The following is a 20,085-nucleotide window of genomic DNA, read 5'->3' on the forward strand; positions in this document are numbered from 1 at the left end:
CAACGGGGCAAAATGCCTGAAATCTGGCGTTCTGAACCGCTGAATCAGCGAAATCCAGCCCGAACAGCAAGTAATCAGATCGCGAGAGGGAGGAACGCGGCGTTTCTGACGGTTTTTCCGCAAACTCTTAAGGTAAGGGGACGGAAAGCGTCATTTCCACCTAACCTCCGAGCATGGCCCGAAGACTGCCACCCGCATCCATCAGGTGAGGCCATGGCGGAATTGCTGCTGAGATGGGCGGCCCCGGTGTCCAAACCTGCTAGCTCCTAGGTGCCCTGCCCCTAGCGGCGGAGGTCAGCGTGGGGAGATCCTGGTACGAGACCCACTGAGGGTCTTATTCCTTGGGTTTCCGGTCGTATTTCTCCCAGTAGGTGTGGTAGTAGGGAGCCCCTTCCTGTTCTTGCACTATTCCAGGTTCTCCGCTCAGATCTACGCCTTGTTTTTCAGCGATAAGCCTTAAGTATTTTCGGGTTTTTAGATCCGGCAGACCCAGAGAAGCAAGTAGGGCCACAGGCCCAAGCAAGAAGCCTCCGACCCCCCATGCACTCCCATCGTGCCCCTTCGCCTCAGCTACTGAATGGGCGTACGAAGCGAAGACGATTGCAGAAGCCAACCCCAAAAAGAAAAGCAGCCCTGTGTCCACGAAACAGCCCTGAAGAGACTTCAGTCTTGCCAGGCCAACTCAGACTGTCCACAGAAGGAAGTCTGAAGATGCCACTCTCCCCCAGGAAGCCCTGAGATAGGTGGGTGCAGGGCTGATCCGTTGCAGGGTTTGGTGCATTGTGCAGCCCCTCTGGGCCGTCAATCCCAGTGATGCCACTGCTTTTAGAGGATCTGACCACCTGCAGGGTAGGTAGGAGGTTCTAACGGTCTAACGGTTGGCTGTGCTGCAGGGTTAGATGAGATCGCTTGCTGCCACTGGCTTCCTAACCTTCTAACCCTTCTAACGGTAAAAGTAGTAAGTAGTAGAGAGGGTGCCCCTTAATAGGGGTGTGTTGGTGATCCGGGGTTAGACCGTTAGACCGTTAGAAAGCCCGGCAGCACTAGGTTTTGGCCTAACGCTGCCGGATTCAACCGTTAGAACCCAGCAGCAGCCCATGGCACGGTTGTGGCCTTGTGGGTTCTCATCACCGGGAAGTGCACCGGCCCAGCAGCATCGGCTCCGGGCAGATCCCGCAGGCGCTGAGCGTGGCCACCCTTGCACCATTTGGTGTTGCCGTAGATCGGTGCCAGCAGCTCCGGGCTGTTGGCGATCACCAGCCCGTGATCCGTTGCCTTGATGCCACGGCGGCCTAGGGCTTTGCGGGCCTGCTCAGCCTCATCAGCGCCACTGGGGCTGCGGGCCTGCTCCAGCAGCTCGCGGATGCTCACCCTGCCAGTGCCCGCATCTGATCGCCATTGCTCTTCATGGCTGAGCAGCTTGCCGAGGCATTGGGCACCCTCAGCCGCCGCTGATTGCTCAGGGGCTGCATCCACACCCAGGGCCGCTGCTGCATCCCAGCCGATGGAATCGAGCCATGCAGTGGCTTGCTGCTCATCCACCTGGGCCGTGCTGAGCAGGAGGTGGGCGCCGGCGAGTAGGGCCCCATAGGTGTCACCAGCTCGGGCTGCTGCTCCTGCTGGCAGCTGGCCCTCCACCACACTGCGGAAGGTGGCCACGTTGGCCCGCAGTGTGGGTAGGTGGGTGACGCTGCGGCGCAGAAGCATGGCCCCCGTTTTGATCGTGAGCAGCTCGCGCAGCTTGCGATCCACTGGCCCCCATTGATCCTGGGGCAGCTGCTGGCGGCCCACCACCACCGTGCGGCTGCGATCAGCTGGGTTGGCGATCACCGCATTGATACCTACTAGGGCGATGCTGCTGCGCACCGCATAGGTGAGGGCCTTGCCGTAGGTGGTGCCCCTGCTGGTGGCCCTACCGTCAAAGCTCAGCCGGGCCAGCTTGAGGTGCCCCTCGCGCTTGTGCTGATCCTCTCCCTCTGATTCGTCGATTAGCACCGGCAGGGTGTTGGTGTTGAGGGTCTGGCGGATCGCCGCCTCTGAGCTGTTGCTTTCGCAGATCGCCAGCCCAGGCCCACCCAGCAGAGGCAGGATCACCACCGTGAGGGTGTAGGTCTTGCCTTGCGCGAACCCGCAGGTGATCTGCAGCACGGGCCGCTTGTCGAGAGCGCCGCCCACCGTGGCCAGTACCACCCAGCCCAATAGGTGCAGGTGATCGAGCGGGCTGCTCCAGCCCATGGCCTTGACGGCCTGGAGGATCAAAGCGCCCTGGGCATCACTTAGCGGAGCCGTTGCAGGGTTGATGTCGAGCCTGGGTAGGCGTTGGTAGTGGTAACTGCTCTGAAAGTCGAGCAAGCCCACTTGCTTTCCACCCACCTCAAGCCGATCACCCAGATGCCACACCACCTGGGGGCCATCCATCCACACACCATGGCCCCGGACGTGATCCAGGTAAAACACGCCGGCATTGTTGGCATCCTGAATCACCTCATCCAAGGCCTTCACCACGTCAAAGCCTGGTGCTTTCTCGCTGCGGTGCTTTCCCTCCCAGTAGGACCTAGGAGCCAGCTGGAGCAATGGGCCAGCCGATGCAGATGCGGTGATCGAGCCGATCTGTCCCGTCTTGCGCTCTTGGTAGTAGATGCGCCGCCGATCTGAGCACCACCCCAGCACCTTGTAGTAAGCGTTAGCCATGGCTGCACCCCCTAGGCCGGTGCACCTTGAAGGTGAGCACGTCGCCCTCACCGATCGGTGTGCGCTTCACCAGCGCCCAGCCATCCACCACCTGCCCCAGCACCAGGGGCCCATGGCGCTGCTCAGCGCTGAAGGTGGAGCCGGGCATGCACAGGATCAGCCCCTGCTGGGTCTGCTCACACCAGAGCGACCCGTGCCGCCCGCAGATCGGGCAAGGGTCCAGCCGCCGGGTGCCATGTCGCCGTGAGCTGGGTTTGCTGCCGGTGGTGATCCGCTGCTGGCAGGCCGCGGCAACCTCCAGCGCATACTCCCACCAGTGAGCCGGTGGTGCCGCCAGAGCCTCTGGCCCCAGATCCTCGAGCCAGTAGTAGTGGCCGCCGCTGCTGGGATGCTCACCCAGCACGATCACCTGCCTGCCGCCGTCAAAGAACACCTCCAGGGCCTCGCCCTTGCTGGTGTCGGTCTTGGGCGCCGTGATGGTCTTGCCCTGAAACTCAGCGCCATCGGGCAGCTGCTGGAGCTGCTCCAGCGTGGGCCGGAACAACACCTTCAGCCGGTTGGCGTCGGTGGTGCGATGCACTTGCCAGCTGCTCACCCAGCCGGGGTCAAGGCCCAGCTCCAGGGAGGTGGCGCCGTCAAAGTCAAAGCACAGCAGCGGGCCGGTGAGCAGCCCGGTGCGGGCACCTACTGAGCGCATGCTGCGGTGAGCCTCCAGCTCCGCCACGGTGTAGCCGAGGTGATGCTGCCAGCTCTCCAACATCGGCCCCTTGCGATCGGGGCCCCAGCCAACCGGCAACAGGGCCAGATCCTGCTCCAGATGGGCAAGCCGTGGCAGCTGGTGGCGCCATGGTGTCGGATCTGGTGCATGCTTGCCCGTGGGCTGGAGCTGCTGCTCAGCTGCGGCAATAGTTTTGCTGGTTTTGACCGCCTGCAGATGCAGTAGTGGGTCAGTTAGGCTCAGAGCATGCTCATGTCCCTGGCCTCTGCAATTTGTGGGGGCCATTTTTATGCTCCCACCGCTTGCTTGAGGGCCGCTTCACCGCGCTGCCGGACGATGCCCCGGTAGTGGAAGGCGTCCCGGATTGAATCCACATTCCAGAGGATCGCGGCGCTGTGGCTGGTGCCGAGGATGTAGTGCTCACCACCCACTAGGAAGCCGCCGTGGGTGTCACGGCAGCGCTTGAGGTGGTTCTGACTGCAGCCCAAGGCCATCGCTGCCATGGGGGTGCGGAGCCACTGCTGAGAGGTGCTCATTGGGCTGCCTCGCTCAGCCGGGCCAGCTTGAGGTGCCCCTCGCGTTTGTGCTGATCCTCCTCACGATCGCGCTGGGCTTCGGCGTAGGCATCGCGCTCATTGAGCTTGCGCCATTCCTGCTCAGCTAGCAGGCACTCGGCAGGGGCCAGGAAGCAGCTGGGGAACGCCTCCATGCAGGGCCAAGGCTGCAGCACCAGGGTTTCCCCCGCCCAGCCCTGGGCCTTGGCGATGTATTGGAAGGTCTGGCCTTCCAGATGCTCAGCGAGGGGGCGCCAGATCAAGGGGCACCAATGGGATGGCTTGAACACCACTACATCGCCGGGGTTGATTTGATCTATGGCCTCAACAGGCCTGGGGGCTTGGTTGCTCACAAAGTTGTGTGCGCTGTACGCAACACCATGAGGGCAATTCTTGATACTTAATCCACCCTGCTCAGCCGTGTGCAACCTTGTGATCTTCAAAGTGGCTGCAAATACTGAGGGCAAAAATTGCAACCAATAAACTATTTCTATGGGCTTTGCTTATTGCATAAGTTGCACCCAGGGGCCGCGTGGTGCATCTAGGTGTGTGCGTGCACCCCTTGATTGAATCTCTCCACTGCTGCCTCCAGACTGGCCTCATCAGTCCAGCTGCCGTAGTGCTTGAGGTGGGTGGCGACGTTGTGCCCCATCAGGGCCGCTGCGATCCGTGGATGCAGCTGCTGGCTGCTGCCGGTGTGGGCCCGCCACGCATACCCATGGCGCAGTGAGTAGGGGGTGAGCCCTGGGTTACGGGTCACCAGCGCCCGCCACGGCCCGTAGCGCTCCAGCTTCTGGCCAAAGTCGGCGCCAACGTCTTGGAACCGGCCCTTCTGCTCCACCAGCGCGATCTGATTGCGCAGCGATAGGGGCAGCTTCACCAGCCCGCTCGCATAGAGGTGCAGCAGGCGCTCGCCCTCGCCCTCACGGCCCGGCACGTCGATGGCCATCACCAGCCGAGGTGGTTTGGTCTTGGCGCCCATGCTGCTGCTGTTGCGCTTGACGTGGCCGACATAGCCCTTCCCCTCGCGCACCTCCAGCACCGCCAGCTCAGCGGGCCGCAGCCCGTAGAGGCCCACCAGCCCAACCGCCAGCCGCAGCTCATGCTCACCATCGGCCTCCAGCTGATCCAGCAGGGCCGCCAGATCCTCCGGCTTGATGGGTGGCGTTAGGCGCTCGCTGGCGGTGGTGGTGGCGCTGCCGATCAGCTCATTGATCTTGGCTTTGCTGGGTGGGTAGAACCGCGTTGGGGCCCCGCACTCATCCACCGCATAGGTGAGGAATCGGGCCACGTCCAACAGGTTGCGTTTGCGGCCCACGCCGCCTGGGGGGCAGTCAGCAAAGAACCGATCCGCATAGCGCCGCATCAGGGTGCCGCCGTCACGCGGGGCTGGCTTGCCCTGCAGCGCCACCAGCACGCGATCCAGCCGGGTAGTGAGGTCGCGCAGTGTGGAGCTGCGGTGGCTCTCCTGGGTCTTGAGGAACCGCGCCTTCACTTCAGGCCACCCTGCAAAGTCCTCCTCAGCACCCTGCGGGCCGCCGCCCAGCGCCTCGGTGTTGAGCTTGAGTGCATCCTGCAGGCTGAGGTTGCGCTCCTCCATCAGGGTGCGGATCTGGCCCACGGTGGTGAGGATCGCGGTGGCGTTGGTGGCCTTCCACTCCAGGGGCAGCATCACGCTGCTGCGGGTGCGGTCCTCCCAGATGCGGATCAGCTGGCAGCGCCCGATGGGCTTGCGGCTGGTGGCGCCCACCTCCCGGACGATCCAGCCCTTGCCGTGCTCCTGGGCAATGCTCACGCGGAGAGTCTCAAACCACTGCTGACGGGTTGCAATAGCCCAAACGTGCACCAAGTGGGTGGGGTGGCGCTCGCAGCCCTGTTGTGGAGCGGTTTTGCGCTGGTGCAAGCATGCACCAAATCGTGCACCAAATGGGGGTAACTGGGTGCCCCAGGGTGCATCTGACCCCCTGCCTAGGGTGCACCAAGACATTAAAAAACCCAGGCTGGGCCTGGGTTCTCTCGATGGAGCCAAGCGGATTCGAACCGCTGACCCCCTGCATGCCATGCAGGTGCTCTACCAGCTGAGCTATGGCCCCGAAAGGCGCTTTGGCAGCGATGACGCTGGTCGTCTCGCTTTGGCCCGTAGGCCTTGCCGCGCGCTGAATTAGCTTACAACGCCGCCTGTTCAGACCTGGCGCCAGACGGCCACCAGCTTGCCCTGCACCGTCACTTGGTCGGTGGGAAGCACGATTGGTTCGTAGGCCGGGTTGGCGGCCTCCAGGGTCACCGTGGCGCCACTGCGGTGGAAGTGCTTGAGGGTGGTGCCACTGCCTGGCACCAGGGCGCTCACGATCGTGCCGGCCTTGAGGCGGCTGGGGTCGGGCACCGGCTCCAGCAGCACCACGTCGCCATCAGCGATGTGGGCATCCACCATCGAATCGCCGTTCACCGTGAGGGCAAACAGCCCGCGGGTGTCGAGCACCGGGGCCAGGTCGAGTCGCTCCTGGACGTCGTCGAAGGTTTCCACCAGACCACCGGCGGCCACCGCGCCGAGCACCGGAATGCCGCTGGCCATGCCGCCCAGCAGTTGCAGGGTGCGCGCCTGGCCCTCCTGCCAGGTGATCCAGCCTTTCAGCTGGAGGTGGCGCAGGCGGCTTTGGATCGGCGCCGGTGAGCGCAACCCCATGGCCTCCATCATCTGGCGGATCGAGGGGCTGTGGCGGTGGGCGCCGATGTAGTCGGCCAGCCAGTCGTAGAGCTCCCGCTGGGCCGTGGTCAGCTCCTGCTGGGTGTCGTGATGGCCTTGATGAGCAGGCTGGGGCACCGGGTTGGCGTCGCTGATACAGATGTACCGCCTCGTGGGCGCTTTGTCCAGCTCTGTCGCGGGCGGATTTCGCTCAAGGGCTGGGCGACAGGGATGGCAACGGCGAAGTCGACGGGAGCGCGCCGCCATCCGGTTCAGGGCTCAGCGAGCAGCGCTGCCAGCAGGGCTTGCTGGGCGTGCAGGCGGTTTTCGGCCTGGTCGAAGATGCGGCTGGCGCTGCCCTCCATGGCGCCGGCGCTGATCTCCAGGCCCCGGTAGGCCGGCAGGCAGTGCAGCACGATCGCCCGGGGATCGGCCTCCGCCACCAGCTCCTCGTTCAGGCACCAGCCGGCGAAGGCCCGCTCCCGCTCCGCCTTTTCCTCTTCCTGCCCCATCGACGCCCACACATCGGTGTAGAGAGCATGGGCGCCGCGCACGGCCGCCACCGGCTCATGCAGCACCTCCACGCTGCTGCCGTGGGCCGCCGCCAGGGTGCGGGACTGCTCGAGCACCGCGGCGTCGGGCTCGAAGCCCTTGGGGCAACCGACGCGCACGTTGACACCCAGCAGGGCACCGCAGAGCATCAGCGAGTGGGCCACGTTGTTGCCGTCGCCCACGTAGCTGAGGGTGAGACCGGCCAGCTCGCCGAAGGCTTCCTGCAGGGTGAGGAAGTCGGCCAGGGCCTGGCAGGGGTGCTCCAGGTCGGTGAGGGCGTTGATCACGGGGATCGAGGCCCAGTGGGCGTAGTCCACCAGCTCCTCCTGGGCGAAGGTGCGGATCGCCAGGGCATCCACGTAGCGGCTGAGCACCCGGGCCGTGTCGGCCACGGGCTCGCCCCGGCCCACCTGGGTCACCTGGGGGTTGAGGTCGAGGGTCTGGCCGCCGAGGCGCGCCATGGCCACCGAAAAGCTCACCCTGGTGCGGGTGGAGGCCTTGGTGAAGATCAGGCCCAGGGTCTTGCCGCCCAGGTCGATGTGGGTGCTCCCGGCCTTGAGGTCGGCGGCCAGCCGCAGCACGCTGAGCGCCTGGTCGGTGCTCAGGTCGGCGGAGGAGAGAAGATCCCGGCCGCGCAGCTCAGCCAGGGCCGGGTATCCGTTGATGGCAGCCATGGCTCCATCTCTAAAGAACCCTTATCCGCGATCAGGTGCCCCTGCGTCAAGGCCTCATCCCGCCACCCCGGCCTCCTCGGGCAGCACGCTGCTGGCCAGCAGTTCCTTGAGGTTGTCTCCTTCGATCACCTCCTTCTCCAGGATCTGCTGGGAGATGCTCTCCATCAGGTCCCGGTTGTGGTGCAGGATCGCCAGCGCACGCGCGTGGGCGTTGTCAACCAGGGTGCGCACCTCCTTGTCGATCGCCTGGGCCGTGGCATCGCTGACGGAGCGGCGGGGGTTGTTGCCGCCGCCGAGGAAGCGGCTGCCGCCTTGCTTGTCGTAGGCGAGGGGCCCGAGGGTTTCACTCATGCCGTAGGTGCCCACCATCTGCTCGGCGATGTCGGTGGCGCGTTGCAGGTCGTTGGCGGCACCGGTGGTGACTTCGCCGAACACGATCTCCTCGGCACTGCGGCCGCCCAGCAGGGTGGCGATCTGGCCTTCGAGGTCTTCCTTCGAGTTGAGGAAGCGCTCTTCGGTGGGCAGCTGCAGGGTGTAGCCCAGGGCGCTCATGCCCCGGGGCACGATCGAGATCTTGGCCACCTTGCTGCCGCCGGGCATCAGGTGCCCGACGATGGCGTGGCCCACTTCGTGGTAGGCCACCACCTTCTTCTCGTCGGGCTGGAGCACCCGGCTCTTCTTCTCAAGGCCCGCCACCACGCGTTCAATGGCTTCGTTGAGGTCGGCCTGCTCCACTTCGGTGCGGTAGGCGCGGGCCGCCAGCAGGGCCGCCTCGTTCACGAGGTTGGCCAGGTCGGCGCCGGCGAAGCCACTGGTGGCCTGGGCGATCTTGTCGACGTCGACGCTGGGGGCGAGCTTCACCTTCTTGGCGTAGATCTCCAGGATCAACTTGCGGCCTGATAGGTCGGGGCGATCCACCAGCACCTGGCGGTCGAAACGACCTGGACGCAGCAGGGCTGCATCGAGGGTTTCTGGCTGGTTGGTGGCGGCCAGCACGATCACCGGTTTGTCTTGGCCGGTGAAGCCGTCCATTTCGGTGAGCAGCTGGTTGAGGGTCTGCTCCCGCTCGTCGTTGCCGCCCACGACACCCATCGAGCCGGAACGGCTCTTGCCGATGGCATCGAGTTCGTCGATGAAGATGATGCACGGGGCCTTCTTTTTGGCCTCTTCAAACAGATCGCGCACCCGGGCCGCGCCGGCGCCGACGAACAGCTCCACGAATTCGGAGCCGGAAATGATGAAGAAGGGCACCTCCGCCTCGCCGGCCACAGCCTTGGAGAGCAGGGTTTTGCCAGTGCCGGGAGGGCCCACCAGCAGCACGCCTTTGGGAATGCGGGCGCCGATCGCGGCGTAGCGCTCGGGCTTCTTGAGGAAGTCGACGATCTCGGCGAGTTCGGCCTTGGCCTCATCCACACCGGCCACATCGGCGAAGGTGACCCGGGATTCCTCATCGGGCACGTACACCTTGGCCTTGCTCTTGGTGAAGCTCAGGGCCCCCTGGGCGCCGCCGCCCATCTGGCGGCGGGCGAAGAACTGCAGCACCAGGATGAAGATCAGCGGCGGCACCACCCAGCTCAGGGCCGTGGTGATGAAGCTGGGCTTCTGGGGAGGCGCGGCGGCAAACTCGACCCCGTGCTGCTCCAGCCGCTGGGGCAGATCCATGTCGAAGATCGGCGTGGTGGAGAGCACGGTGGGTGCGCCCTCCTCAGAGGCTTCCTTGAGCTCGTAGCGGATCTGGTCGGAGGTGATGTAGGCGCGCTTGACGTTGCTGTCGTTCACCTGGTCGATGAACAGCGAGTAGGGCACCCGCGGCACCTGGGCGGCGGGATTGGGCAGGAAGTTGCTGAACAGCAGCAGCACGCCGAAGCCGATCAACACCAGGTTGATGATTCCGAAGCGGCGGTTGGGGCGGTTGTCGTCCTGGCGGATCGCCATGGTGCGGCAGCCAAAGGTGACCCCAGGCTAGGGCTGTGCTCCTCAGCGGCGATCGAGCCAAGGTTGGGAGAACCGAACGCGTGCCCCCAGTCTTCCAATTGTCTGTTGCTCCATGTGTGGTCGCTTTTCCCTCGGCGCCGATCTCGCCCGCCTGCTGCCGCAGCTGCAGGGCCCCCTGCCGCCGGGGCTGGCGGCCCACTACGCCCCCCGGGCCGAGGTGCGCCCGGGCGAACCGCTGTTGATCCAGCGCCAGGAGCACGGCCAGCTGCAGGTGGCCCTGGCCCTGTGGGGGCTGTTGCCCGAGTGGGTCAAGGATCCGGCCACCGCCCACCGCTCTGTGCATGCCCGCGCCGAAACCGTGGCGCTCAAGCCCAGCTTCCGCGGCGCCTGGCGTCACCGCCGCTGCCTGATCCCCGCCGATGCCCTCTGGGAACAGGGCCGCTGGATCCGCCGGCGCGACGGCGGGCTGTTCTGGCTGGCCGGCCTCTGGGACCGTTGGATCGGCCCGGATGGCAGCGAGCTGGAGAGTTGCTGCGTGCTCACCTGTGCCCCTAACACCCTGCTGGCGCCGATCCACCGGCGCATGCCGGTGGTGATTCCCACGGGGCTGGAGGAGGCCTGGCTGGCGCCCGCCGATGGCCCGAGCCTGCGGGCCCTGGAGCCGCTGCTGCTGCCCTGGGATCCCGCTGGCTGGCAAGCCGATGGTCCGCCGTCGTGGCTAGACCAGCCCCAGTTGGAGCTGAATCTGTGAGCCTCGAGCAACTGGACGCCTTCCTGGCCGCTGCCCGGCAGACGCCCGACCTGGCGGCCCAGCTGGCGGAGCCCCTGGAGTTGCCGGCCTTCCTGGAGCTGGCCCGCGGTGCCGGCTATGCGCTCGAGGAGGCTGATGTGATCGCCGCGCAGCAGCGGCAGGAGGCCAGCCTCAGCGATGCGGAGCTGCAGGAGCGGGCCGGGGCGGAAGGCCGGCGGTTGCGCAATTTCATCGTCGCCTGAGCCCGCCATGGCCGCAGCCGTTGAGCGGGTGTGCGATTACCCCCGGCCGCCGGCCCTGGTGGAGAGCGCCGCCCAGGTGCGGGTGGAGGCCCTGGGTCAGCTGCTGGCGGAGAGCCAGTGCGCCCTGCGGGTGCTGGAAACCTTCCATCCCCCCACCATCTACCTGCCGCCCGATGCGGTGCGGCTGGAGTTGCTGCAGCCCAGTGCCGGCACCAGCTTCTGCGAGTGGAAGGGGGTGGCCCGCTACTGCGATGTGGTGGTGGATCCGGGCGGCCCGGCCGAGCGCCGCCTGCGCCGGGCGGTGTGGACCTACCCCGAGCCCACCCCGGCCTTCGCGGCGTTGGCGGGTTGGTTTGCCGTGTATCCAGCCCTGATGGATGGCTGCTGGCTCGATGGCGAGCGGGTCGTGCCCCAGCCGGGCGGTTTCTACGGCGGCTGGATCACCTCGGCGGTGGTGGGGCCCTTCAAAGGGGATCCGCTGCATCCGGAGTTGAGGTAGAGCCATCGTCTGAGATCACCGTGCGGGTGGGGAAGGGCATGCCGGCCCCGGCCTGCTCCACCACCTCGCCTATCAACAGCAACACCTGCTGCCTCAGGGCCCAGGCTGCTTGCAGGTCGCCGCTGGCGCTGAAGCACAGCAGTCGCAATAGCAGGCCCGAGTCGCCGTAGTCGACGAAGTGCACCAGCCGGTCCCTGACCCGGTCAATCCCAGTCAGGGTCTCAAGCCGCTCCCCCAGGGTGTGGATGATGGCCTCGATGCGGCCGCGGTCGGCGTAGCGGAGTCCGAATTCGATCCAGATGCGGCGGTTGTCGATCTGGGCCAGGTTTTGCACTGCCTGGCTGGTGAAGATGCCGTTGGGGATGTAAATCCGCTGGCGGTCGGGATCACGCAGCTCGGTGTAAAACCAGCCCACCTTCTCCACCGTGCCCAGCAGGTTGAGCGCCGGCAGGTTGATCGTGTCGCCGAGAGTGAAGGGCCGGTTGATGTAGAGGCTCAAGCCGCTGAGGCCGTTTTCCACGATCGTGCGGGCACCGAAGCCCAGGGCCGCGGCGCCGAAGCCCCCGGCGGTGATCAACACCCCTGCCGACACCCCCAGCAGCTCGAGTGCCTTGAACAGCACCACCAGCAGGGCAGCGCTGCAGAACAGCTTGTCGAGCACGTCGAACAGGAAGAGCTGGTCTTTGGGGGCGAGGTGCGGAAGTAGTTGGGCGGCGTAGTGCTCATCGCGCTGCTTGAGTTCTCGGCGCCAGCGCAGCAGGGTCCACACCACGCCGATGCTGAGCAGCAGATCGCGCACCTGCAGGCCCTGATCCGGCCCCGCCAGCCACCAGCCCACACTGCTGAGCAAGACTGTCCCGGCCAGGCTGAGCCGACCGTTGAGCAGCAGGGCGCGAACCAGGGAGCCGCTGCGGCAGCGCCGGCCAAGCCGATCCAGCAGCAGCCACACGACCAGGGCCAGCACCGCCCCCGCGATGGGGAGCTGCAGCGCGAAGGGCAGGTTGGTGGTGGGCATGGCGCTCAAGGGAAATCCAAGGGCGGTGTGGTGAGCCGCCAGAGCAGATCGGAGCCGAGGGCCAGGGGTGGTTGGGCTGGCCAGAGCGGCACCTCGGCCATCGCGCCGTAACCCAGCTCGCCCAGGGGGGTGCGGGCCGGCTCGCCGCCCATCAGTTTCGGGGTGATCACGGCGGCCACCTCCTGCACGCAACCGTCGCGCACGGCCGCAGCGGCCAGCTCCGGCCCGCATTCCCACAACACCTGGTTGCAGCCGCGGGCCGTCAGGGCCTCCAGCAGGGCCTGGGGGCTGCAGCTGGGCAGCTCCAGCCGGGGGACGCCCTGTTGATCGAGGGCGGCGCAGGCCTGCGGCGGTGCCTCGGGGCCGTGGGCCACCAGGGTGGGCGCGGCGCTCTGGTTCCAGAGCTGGGCGTTGGCCGGCAGATCCAAGCTGCGGCTGAGCACCACCCGCAGGGGTTCGGGATCGCGCCGTCCGCGGCTGGTGAGCAGGGGGTCGTCGGCGCGCACCGTGCCGCCCCCCACGATCACCGCATCGCAGCCCGCCCGCAGCCGGTGCACCCACTGCCGTGCCTCCGGGCCGCTGATCCATTGGCTGGCGCCGTTGCTGAGGGCGGTGCGGCCGTCAGCGCCCATCGCCCATTTGAGGACTCCCAGGGGGCGGCCCGTGGCGACGCGATGGCAGAAGGCGCGGTTGAGGGCGCGGGCTTCCGTCTCGGCCACCCCGGTGATCACCGCGATGCCGGCGGCCCGCAGTTCGGCCAGGCCGCCGCCGGCCACCAGGGGGTTGGGATCGGTCATGGCCACCACCACCCGGGCGATGCCGGCGGCGATCACCGCTGCGCTGCAAGGGGGCGTACGGCCGTGGTGGCAGCAGGGCTCCAGGGTCACCACCAGCGTGCCGCCCCGGGCTCGCTCGCCTGCCTGGCGCAGGGCGCCCACCTCGGCGTGGGCGTCACCAGCCCGGGCGTGGTAACCCTCCCCCACCAGCGCTCCGTTGGCATCGAGCACCACCGCACCCACCAGGGGGTTGGGGCTGGTGCGGCCGGTGCCGAGGGCGGCCAGCTGCAGGGCCCGCTGCATCCAGGGGCGCCAGGGGCTTGATACGGGGCTGGAGGGGGGTGGCACTGAAGAGGCGTGGAAGAGCAAAAAAGCGAGTGGAGAAAAACTAAAAGAGATATCAGCCGTCCCTGAGGGATGTTTGATCCATCCGTTGTTTCCCTGAATTCATCATTTCCGTGTAAGACAGGGCCCTGGGGCGTTCTTGATCCAAGGAAATCGTCCTTAGAGGAATCGTCCTCAGATCCTCACCTTGACTCCGAACCTTTCCAGTCAGGAGTTTTGCAGCCACCCAGCCGATGGTTAACAAAAAAGCCAGGCCGATTGTTATGCTCATGGCTGCATGATGGCGTGGAAACGCAGCGCTGCAACCTCTTGGATGTGCGAGCTCAGGCCTCCCAGGTGGGCTGCCATGCTTGTTCGCGTCTGAGCAGAAAGGTGATTCACGGATTGTCTGGCGTCACTGCGCCGATGCCGAAGGCCTTATCTCGTCTGCAGCTGGTGCAGGGGGCGGCGGGGGAGGATTTTGAAGGGGTGCAGAGGCCGGGGCAGGCAGAGACGGAGCGCCGGGAGACTGAGAATGCGGACTCTGGGTGCTATTTCCGCGGTCCTTGAGCTCTTTTTGCAACGTCTCAATTAAAAGCCGCTGATCTTTTATTTGCCCATCCATTCCATCAAAGTATCTCACAGCAGCAACGGCGGCAACCGCAATGGTTGTCAGGCTTGCAACAACCGCGATGCTCTTGGAAAAGCTAACCATGATGCCGTCCTCGTGCACAATGTTTTCGTGATTCTATCTTGATCAATTCAGCTGTGCCCTGTGGCTCAGTGCCCCGCCCTGATTGATACTCGTTGCGTTGCAGAGGGACTGTCGTTGGCAATCCTGACTTGCTGGCTAAGCCATTGGCAGGCTGCGCCATTCCGCCACCACAAAAGGTGGCACCGGCAGTTCCACAAAGACCCCTGGCAGCACCAGTCGCAGGGGCCGGTCCTGCTTTAGGTCGGCCAGCAGCGGGGCCAGGTCGAATTCGGCCGCGGCGGCGCGGCCGTCTCCGGCCAACTGGCGATTGGCCAGGGTGACATCGGCCAGCTCCCAGCGGAAGCGACCGCTCTGCACCTGCAGGGCCGTGGGGTGGTCGAGGCGCACCTTGCCGGGGTAGCCGACGATCCGCAGCTTCAGGGGGCCGCCCGGGGGGCCTTCGCGGTACGCCACCACCTGCCAGCTCTGGTAGTCGAGGTCGCGCAGGCTCTCGAGGCTGCGCACCACCGGGGTGCCGTTCTCGTCGTTGTGGGCATGCACCAGGGCCTGGGCGGCGGGGGGCGGGCCCAGCCAGAGGGCAGCGGCCAACAGAGGGGCCAGCAGCAGGGCGAGCAGGCGCTTCATGGCTGGCGCTCCGCCCCGGGGATCGCTTGCCAGTTGGTGTGGGTGGCCCACAGGGCCCAGATCGCCATCGCCCGCAGGTAATGGCAGGCCCGGAAGGTGTTGACCCCGGTGATGGCTTCCGGGGTGCGGAACTGCAGGCCGCCGCTGTACACCTGCTCGACCACGGCAGCGGTGATGGCGAAGGCGGTGTCGGTTTCGCCCATCAGGCGGTAGTAGGCCGCCAGGCCGAAGTTGATGCCGGTCCACACCTCTAGGGGGTGGGTGCCGTTGGGATCGAGGGGCGTGCCGTCGCGGCGCAGGCCGTTGGCCACGCCGAGCGTGCCGCCCTGGAAGCCCTCGAAGCAGGCCTCCTTCACGGCCCGCAGCGCACTCTGGGCCCGGTCGTTGGCGACCACTGGCGGCAGACCCAGCAGCCGGGCGTAGAAATCACCGCAGAGCTGGTCGGCCATCACCACGGGCGTGCCGCTCTCGGCGTCGATGTTGTAGTACTCGCCGTTCCACAGCAGCGGGTCGAAGTTGGCCCGGCTCTGCTCCAGCCAGCTGCCGAATTCGCGCTGCTCGCCGCTCGTGTCGAGCCCCAACTCCAACTGCAGCTGCTGGGCCATCGCCAGGGCGGCTTCTAGGGCTGCGATCCATAGGGCGCCGCAGTAGGCGCTCACGCCCTTCAGCGGCCAGTCGTCGAAGGTCTGGTCGGGGGCGCCGCCGTTGTCGGGTAGGCCGTCGTTGTTGGCATCGAAGCCCTTCAGATACCGCAGGGCCTGCACCGCCGCCGGCCAGCAGGACGCAAGAAAGCTGAGGTCTTCGCCGCTTGGGGCCAGCTTGAAGGTGCGCCACACCTGCAGCACGTAGTCGCTGGCCAGGTCCTTCCAGAGGTTGCAGTCTTGATAGGCGGTGTAATTGGTGGCCTCAAACGGTCGCTCGTTGGGGGCGCCTAGATCGTGTGGTGTGGCGCCGGCCACCTTGCGGGGGGCCTCCACCCGGCCCTTGCCCTGGGTGAAATACCAGCCGATCGGCCGGGGGGTGGCATCGGCGGCCGGGATGGCGCGGGCGAAGCTGCGCAGCACGGCCTTGTCGAGCTCGGGCCAGAGCTGCAGCAGGGCAAACGAGCCGTAGAGCCGCACGTCGAGGCTCTCGTACCAGGCGTAGTCGAGACACTCCAGCACCCCAAACTGACCCACCGGATCGCCGCTGCTGGCGGCGGTCCAGAGACTGCCGCCGCTGGCCAGGTCGTAGAGCTCGTTGAACAGCGCCATGCGCAGGGCGTCGGGCAGATCCGCGCGCTCCAGCACCGGCCGTTGCCAGGCTTCGATCTGGGCGCGCCAATCGCGCCAGTCGCGCAGGGCCTCGGCGGCGATGGCGGCGGCGCTGCCGGCCTTTCCGCCAAAAAAGTCGGTGTAGCGGCGCAGGGCCCGGGTGCCGGTGGCGAAGGCCGTGACCGGCAGGTCCCAGCTGATCACCAGGGGGATCTCGATGCTGGTGCCAGGCTCAAGCTGGCACTTCACCGCCAGGGCGGCGCTGCTGGGGTCGCCCTCGCCGCTGCGGCGATCGTTGTTGCTGTCGGGGATCGAGCCATCGCGGGCGAAGGGCTCCCACAGCTCGGCGCCGCTGCCGTGGGGGTTCCAGCGGCTGCAGCGCTGCACCTCCAGGTGATCGGGGGCTGCGAGGCACCACTGCCCCTCCCCTTCCGCGATCGGCGTGGAGCGCTCGCCCTCCAGCAGCACGCCGCGCAGGTTCTCCCCATCCACCCAGCGGTTGCGCTGGCCAGCGCTGCGGCCGATCGCCGGCACGTAGTTGTGCTCCGGGCTGCCGTCGTCGCGAAACTGGACTGCCGCTGTGGGATCGGTGTTGCTGAACCAGCCCGTGGTGTTGCGCCAGCTCAGCAGCAGCGAGAGGTCGAGGGGGCGGTCGGTGGGGTTGGTCAGCGTCCAGACGAACACCGCCACCGGGTAGCTGGTGCGTTGGTAGTCGCCGGGCAGGATCGGACTGAAGGCCTCACAGCTCACCTCGGCTTCAAACACCCCCTCGTAGCTGGTGCTGCTCAGGGGGTAGCGGGCGGCGTAGGTGCCGGTGGGTTGCTCAGGGGTGCTGGCGAGGTACCAGCTCCAGGCGCTGAGGGGCTCGCCGCCCTCGGGGCGGGAGGCATCGGCCGCCGGCTTCACCGCCAGGGCATGGGCACGGCTCTGGGTCCCGTCGCTTTCAAACAGGGCGAACTGGCAGTCGGGCAGGGTGCCAAACCAGTGCTCGCCGCCGTCGAGGTGCCAGAGGTTGAAGCTGCCGTCGGGGGCTCGGCCGATGCAGCCGGCACCGAAGCCCCCCAGGGGCATGCCGTGGTTGGGGCCGTCATCGAGGTTGCTGGCGTAGCGCACCGTGTAGGGCTGCTGCCAGCCCAGGCCGAAGGGGCGGCTCCAGCTAGCGGCCGGTGCGGTCCACCTGCTGGTGCCCGTCCGGCGGCCCCCCTTCCCTTGGAGCAGGGAGGTCAGGGCGGAGAGGCCGAAGCGCGCCATGGGGCCAGAAAAGGTGCGCCCAGCTTGTCAGAGGTCGTTGGCTGGGGGCTGGAAGCCGCCGTGCACCTCCTGATCCACCAGGGCGTCGAGGGTGACGGCGGAGCGCACCAGGGCCTGGTAGCGCTGCACCACCCGGCGGTTGCGTTCGATCCAGTTGCCGGGATCGCCGCTGGGCAGGCCCGTGCCGTCGCCGGCCAGCAGCTCCAGGTCGCCCTGCTGGGCCAGCAGGGCGAGCACCAGGTCGTGGATGCGCTGGCGGCGGTCGTTCATGGCCAGGCCGAAGGGCACTCGGCTGAGCATCATGGCTCCAGTAACCGTGAAGCGCCCTGGCGCAGCAGGCTGTGTTGGAGGTGATCGGCACCGATGCCAGTGGCTTGGCCGCTCTGGCTCCCCGTGCCCTGGAGCTGCTGCGCCGGGCACGGCTGGTGGTGGCGCCGGCGCGGCTGCTGGGGCCGTTGGAGCCTTGGTGGCACGCGGAGCAGGCGGCCGGGCGCATCGCCCAGGAGCAACCCTGCCCGGCGCTGCTGGCCAGCGACCGGCCGGATCAGATCGTCGGCCCCTTGGAGCAGGCCCTGGCCAGCGGCGAGCCGGCGGTGGTGCTCGCCAGCGGTGATCCGCTCTGGTTTGGCATCGGCCGGTTGTTGCTGCAGCGCTTCCCGGCGGCCCAGCTGCGCTTCCATCCGGCCCCCAGCTCGCTGCAGCTGGCCTTCGCCCGGATCGGCCGCCCCTGGCAGGACGCCAGCTGGATCAGCCTGCACGGCCGCGACCCGGAGCCCCTGGCGGCGGCCCTGCAGAAAAGGCCCGCCGCCCTGGCGGTGCTCACCGACCCCAGCCGCGGCGGAGCGGAGGAGGTGCGGTGGATTCTGGCGGCTTCGGGCCTGCAGGCGGCCTATGCCGTCTGGCTCTGCGAGCGGCTGGGGCACCCCGAGGAGCGGGTGCAGCGGCTTTCTCCCCAGACCCCACTGCCGGCCGATCTAGATCCGCTCCATCTGGTGCTGCTGATCGCCGAGCCACCCGCTCCCGTCGCCCCCGCTTCCCTGCCCCTGTTCGGCCTCGACGATGGCCTGTTCCTCCAGCACGACGACCGCCCGGGCCTGATGACCAAGCGGGAGGTGCGCATCCAGCTGCTGGCGGATCTGGAGCTGCCCGAGTGCGGCGTGCTGTGGGACATCGGCGCTGGCGTGGGCTCGGTGGGCCTGGAGGCCTTGCGGCTGCGGCCTGGCCTGGCGGGCTGGTTGTTGGAGGCGCGGGGCGGTTCGGCGGCGCTGATCGCCGCCAATGCCGAACGGCTCGGAGTGAGCCCGGCGGGGATCCACGAGGGCCGGGCGCCCGACGCCCTGACGGCGCTGCCCGATCCGGATCGGGTGCTGCTTGGCGGTGGTGGCCGCGAGCGGGCGGCCGTGCTGGCGGCGGTGCTGCAGCGGCTGCGGCCTGGCGGCGTGGTGGTGATCCCGCTGGCCACCGTGGAGGCCCTGGCGGAGCTGCGGCCGCCGCTGGAGCAGGCCGGCTGCCGCGTGGCGGTGGCCCAGCATCAGGCTTGGCGGGGGGCGCCCTTGGCAGACGGCACCCGCCTGGCGCCGCTCAATCCGGTGCTGGTGTTGAAGGGGTGGCTGCCAGCCGCTGCAGGTTGATCAACCGCTGCCACAGCGCCGCCCTTGGGGCTTCGATCGCCAGCACCAGACGGCAGCGCTCCAGCCAGCCTTCACGCTGCTGCAGCCGCTCGAGGGCCTTGCCTAGATCGGTGCGCACCGCATCGCCATAGGCCTCTTCCGCCTTGGCCAGCGCCCTCTCCCAGCTGGCTTGGGTCAGGGGTAGGTGGGCCAGATCGATCAGATCGCGGTTGAACACCCCGTCGTCGTTCCAGCGGTCGGAATTGGCCAGCAGCTTGCTGCAGATGAGGTCGTTCAGGGTCAGCGAGGCGATGCCGCAGATCGCGTCTTCTTCGCGGGGCATCTCCAGGCTGATCCGGCCCTCCAGCACGATCTCTAGCTTGATCGCCACGCCCGTCACGATCACGCCCGCGCGGATGCCGTATTGGTCGGTGAGCGGCTCGCGGCTCTCCTCGAGGGGGGTTTGGGGATCCTTCCAAAGTGCCCTCAGGCTGTTGTCCCGCCGGATCAGCTGCCGCAACTCCCGGTAGCCCTGTCGGTTGGAGACGAGCAGATCGACATCCACCGATTGACGGAACTCCCCATAGCGCAGGGCAATCGCCGTGCCACCGCCAAACAGGCAGTGGTGACGCAGCAGAAGCTCCGGATTCAGCTGGCCCAGCAGGGTGGCGATCCGGCGGTGGTGCTCAAGCCGGAACATCTGGCTCCGGGATGGCGTGAGTCAGCAACGCGATCAGTTGGCGCTCCTGCGGCTGCAGCTCCTCCTGATCCAGCCGCCTGCGCTGGCGTGCATAGAGCCCGGCCGCTTCCGCCGGGCTGAGGGTGCCCGTGCCTTGCACATGCCAGGCCAGTTGCTGCAGCAGGGGATAGGCAGCCAGCTCGATCGCCTCGGCTCTGGTTGTGATGGCTGCTTGGGCCCCGAGATCCTCCGCACCCTCCAATTGGCCAAAGGACAGATCGAGGGCATCCAGCACATTCATCAGTGCCCCCAGCGTCACTGAAGCGGCGCCCGTTTCGATGCGGTGCAGGGTCACCCGGGACATCCCCGCCGCTGCCGCGGTGGCCATCGCACTGATCCCCAGCTGCCGCCGGCGGCCGCGGATGCGCCTGCCGATGGCCTGCAGGCGCTGGGGGCAACGGCCTTGGGGACTTGGGGCAGCGGCTGGCACTGGATCACTGGCTTGAATGTTTCCCATTCTGGTCATCCAGTTGCCGCCC

At 67.1% G+C, this 20,085-nt stretch carries 19 protein-coding genes and 1 tRNA gene; 4 read left to right on the forward strand and 16 right to left on the reverse strand.

What is annotated here, in order from left to right; genetic code table 11:
- Positions 1 to 1,077: 1,077 nt before the first annotated feature.
- The 9 genes from KBY57_RS12625 to ftsH form a co-directional block, all read right to left on the reverse strand.
- Positions 1,078 to 2,691 carry a hypothetical protein gene (locus KBY57_RS12625; RefSeq protein ID WP_254996227.1) on the reverse strand — a complete coding sequence of 538 codons (1,614 nt, stop codon included), beginning with the start codon at positions 2,689 to 2,691 and terminating at the stop codon, positions 1,078 to 1,080.
- Positions 2,684 to 3,694, reverse strand: a complete 1,011-nt coding sequence (locus KBY57_RS12630; RefSeq protein ID WP_254996228.1) for a bifunctional DNA primase/polymerase — start codon at positions 3,692 to 3,694, stop codon at positions 2,684 to 2,686. The genes KBY57_RS12625 and KBY57_RS12630 overlap by 8 nt, the downstream gene beginning before the upstream one ends.
- Positions 3,695 to 3,696: 2 nt before the next feature.
- Positions 3,697 to 3,945, reverse strand: a complete 249-nt coding sequence (locus KBY57_RS12635) for a hypothetical protein (protein WP_254996229.1) — start codon at positions 3,943 to 3,945, stop codon at positions 3,697 to 3,699.
- Complete coding sequence (locus tag KBY57_RS12640) at positions 3,942 to 4,226, reverse strand: hypothetical protein (RefSeq protein ID WP_254996230.1); 285 nt, start codon at positions 4,224 to 4,226, stop codon at positions 3,942 to 3,944. Before KBY57_RS12640 ends, KBY57_RS12635 begins: the two co-directional genes overlap by 4 nt.
- A gap of 278 nt (positions 4,227 to 4,504) precedes the next feature.
- The gene (locus KBY57_RS12645) at positions 4,505 to 5,758 is read right to left on the reverse strand and encodes a site-specific integrase (protein WP_254996231.1); all 1,254 of its coding nucleotides are present in this window, start codon (positions 5,756 to 5,758) and stop codon (positions 4,505 to 4,507) included.
- A 225-nt stretch (positions 5,759 to 5,983) separates the two neighbouring features.
- A tRNA-Ala gene (locus KBY57_RS12650) sits at positions 5,984 to 6,056 on the reverse strand.
- An 89-nt stretch (positions 6,057 to 6,145) separates the two neighbouring features.
- Positions 6,146 to 6,784 carry a transcriptional repressor LexA gene (lexA, locus tag KBY57_RS12655; protein WP_254996232.1) on the reverse strand — a complete coding sequence of 213 codons (639 nt, stop codon included), beginning with the start codon at positions 6,782 to 6,784 and terminating at the stop codon, positions 6,146 to 6,148.
- A 134-nt stretch (positions 6,785 to 6,918) separates the two neighbouring features.
- Positions 6,919 to 7,872, reverse strand: coding sequence for an ornithine carbamoyltransferase (argF, locus tag KBY57_RS12660; RefSeq protein WP_254996233.1), 954 nt, complete (start codon positions 7,870 to 7,872; stop codon positions 6,919 to 6,921).
- 54 nt (positions 7,873 to 7,926) lie between these two features.
- On the reverse strand, positions 7,927 to 9,807 hold the full coding sequence (gene ftsH / locus KBY57_RS12665; RefSeq protein ID WP_254996234.1) for an ATP-dependent zinc metalloprotease FtsH: 1,881 nt from the start codon (positions 9,805 to 9,807) through the stop codon (positions 7,927 to 7,929).
- 112 nt (positions 9,808 to 9,919) lie between these two features.
- On the opposite strand from ftsH, the gene KBY57_RS12670 reads away from it, so the two are divergent.
- The 3 genes from KBY57_RS12670 to KBY57_RS12680 are packed head-to-tail and all read left to right on the forward strand — an operon-like array spanning position 9,920 to position 11,299.
- Positions 9,920 to 10,558 carry an SOS response-associated peptidase gene (locus KBY57_RS12670; RefSeq protein ID WP_254996235.1) on the forward strand — a complete coding sequence of 213 codons (639 nt, stop codon included), beginning with the start codon at positions 9,920 to 9,922 and terminating at the stop codon, positions 10,556 to 10,558.
- Entirely contained in the window at positions 10,555 to 10,800 is a 246-nt protein-coding gene (locus tag KBY57_RS12675) for a Nif11-like leader peptide family RiPP precursor (RefSeq protein WP_254996236.1), read from the forward strand. The genes KBY57_RS12670 and KBY57_RS12675 overlap by 4 nt, the downstream gene beginning before the upstream one ends.
- Positions 10,801 to 10,807: 7 nt before the next feature.
- Positions 10,808 to 11,299, forward strand: coding sequence for a DUF427 domain-containing protein (locus KBY57_RS12680; protein ID WP_254996237.1), 492 nt, complete (start codon positions 10,808 to 10,810; stop codon positions 11,297 to 11,299).
- On the opposite strand, the gene KBY57_RS12685 is transcribed toward KBY57_RS12680, so the two are convergent.
- From KBY57_RS12685 to KBY57_RS12705, 5 genes are all read right to left on the reverse strand, one after another.
- Positions 11,265 to 12,314 (reverse strand): mechanosensitive ion channel family protein, encoded by a 1,050-nt coding sequence (locus tag KBY57_RS12685; RefSeq protein WP_254996238.1) that lies wholly within the window; start codon positions 12,312 to 12,314, stop codon positions 11,265 to 11,267. The two genes, KBY57_RS12680 and KBY57_RS12685, sit on opposite strands and share 35 nt — an antisense overlap.
- Positions 12,315 to 12,319: 5 nt before the next feature.
- Positions 12,320 to 13,393, reverse strand: a complete 1,074-nt coding sequence (gene ribD / locus KBY57_RS12690; protein ID WP_254996239.1) for a bifunctional diaminohydroxyphosphoribosylaminopyrimidine deaminase/5-amino-6-(5-phosphoribosylamino)uracil reductase RibD — start codon at positions 13,391 to 13,393, stop codon at positions 12,320 to 12,322.
- An 871-nt stretch (positions 13,394 to 14,264) separates the two neighbouring features.
- Entirely contained in the window at positions 14,265 to 14,753 is a 489-nt protein-coding gene (locus KBY57_RS12695; RefSeq protein ID WP_254996240.1) for a DUF3122 domain-containing protein, read from the reverse strand.
- Positions 14,750 to 17,257 carry a GH116 family glycosyl hydrolase gene (locus tag KBY57_RS12700; RefSeq protein WP_254996241.1) on the reverse strand — a complete coding sequence of 836 codons (2,508 nt, stop codon included), beginning with the start codon at positions 17,255 to 17,257 and terminating at the stop codon, positions 14,750 to 14,752. Before KBY57_RS12700 ends, KBY57_RS12695 begins: the two co-directional genes overlap by 4 nt.
- 27 nt (positions 17,258 to 17,284) lie before the next feature.
- A complete protein-coding gene (locus KBY57_RS12705; protein WP_254996242.1) occupies positions 17,285 to 17,557 on the reverse strand; it encodes a hypothetical protein in 273 nt (90 codons plus the stop codon).
- A 41-nt stretch (positions 17,558 to 17,598) separates the two neighbouring features.
- Between KBY57_RS12705 and cbiE the strand changes: the two genes are divergently transcribed.
- Positions 17,599 to 18,888 carry a precorrin-6y C5,15-methyltransferase (decarboxylating) subunit CbiE gene (cbiE, locus tag KBY57_RS12710; protein WP_254996243.1) on the forward strand — a complete coding sequence of 430 codons (1,290 nt, stop codon included), beginning with the start codon at positions 17,599 to 17,601 and terminating at the stop codon, positions 18,886 to 18,888.
- Here cbiE and KBY57_RS12715 read toward each other — a convergent pair.
- Positions 18,839 to 19,567, reverse strand: a complete 729-nt coding sequence (locus tag KBY57_RS12715; RefSeq protein WP_254996244.1) for a nucleotidyl transferase AbiEii/AbiGii toxin family protein — start codon at positions 19,565 to 19,567, stop codon at positions 18,839 to 18,841. The two genes, cbiE and KBY57_RS12715, sit on opposite strands and share 50 nt — an antisense overlap.
- Positions 19,554 to 20,063 (reverse strand): helix-turn-helix domain-containing protein, encoded by a 510-nt coding sequence (locus KBY57_RS12720; RefSeq protein ID WP_254996245.1) that lies wholly within the window; start codon positions 20,061 to 20,063, stop codon positions 19,554 to 19,556. The genes KBY57_RS12715 and KBY57_RS12720 overlap by 14 nt, the downstream gene beginning before the upstream one ends.
- Positions 20,064 to 20,085: the final 22 nt, after the last annotated feature.

Origin of the sequence: Cyanobium sp. Aljojuca 7D2, assembly GCF_024346415.1 — a bacterium.
Taxonomy (GTDB): Bacteria; Cyanobacteriota; Cyanobacteriia; order PCC-6307; family Cyanobiaceae; genus Cyanobium_A.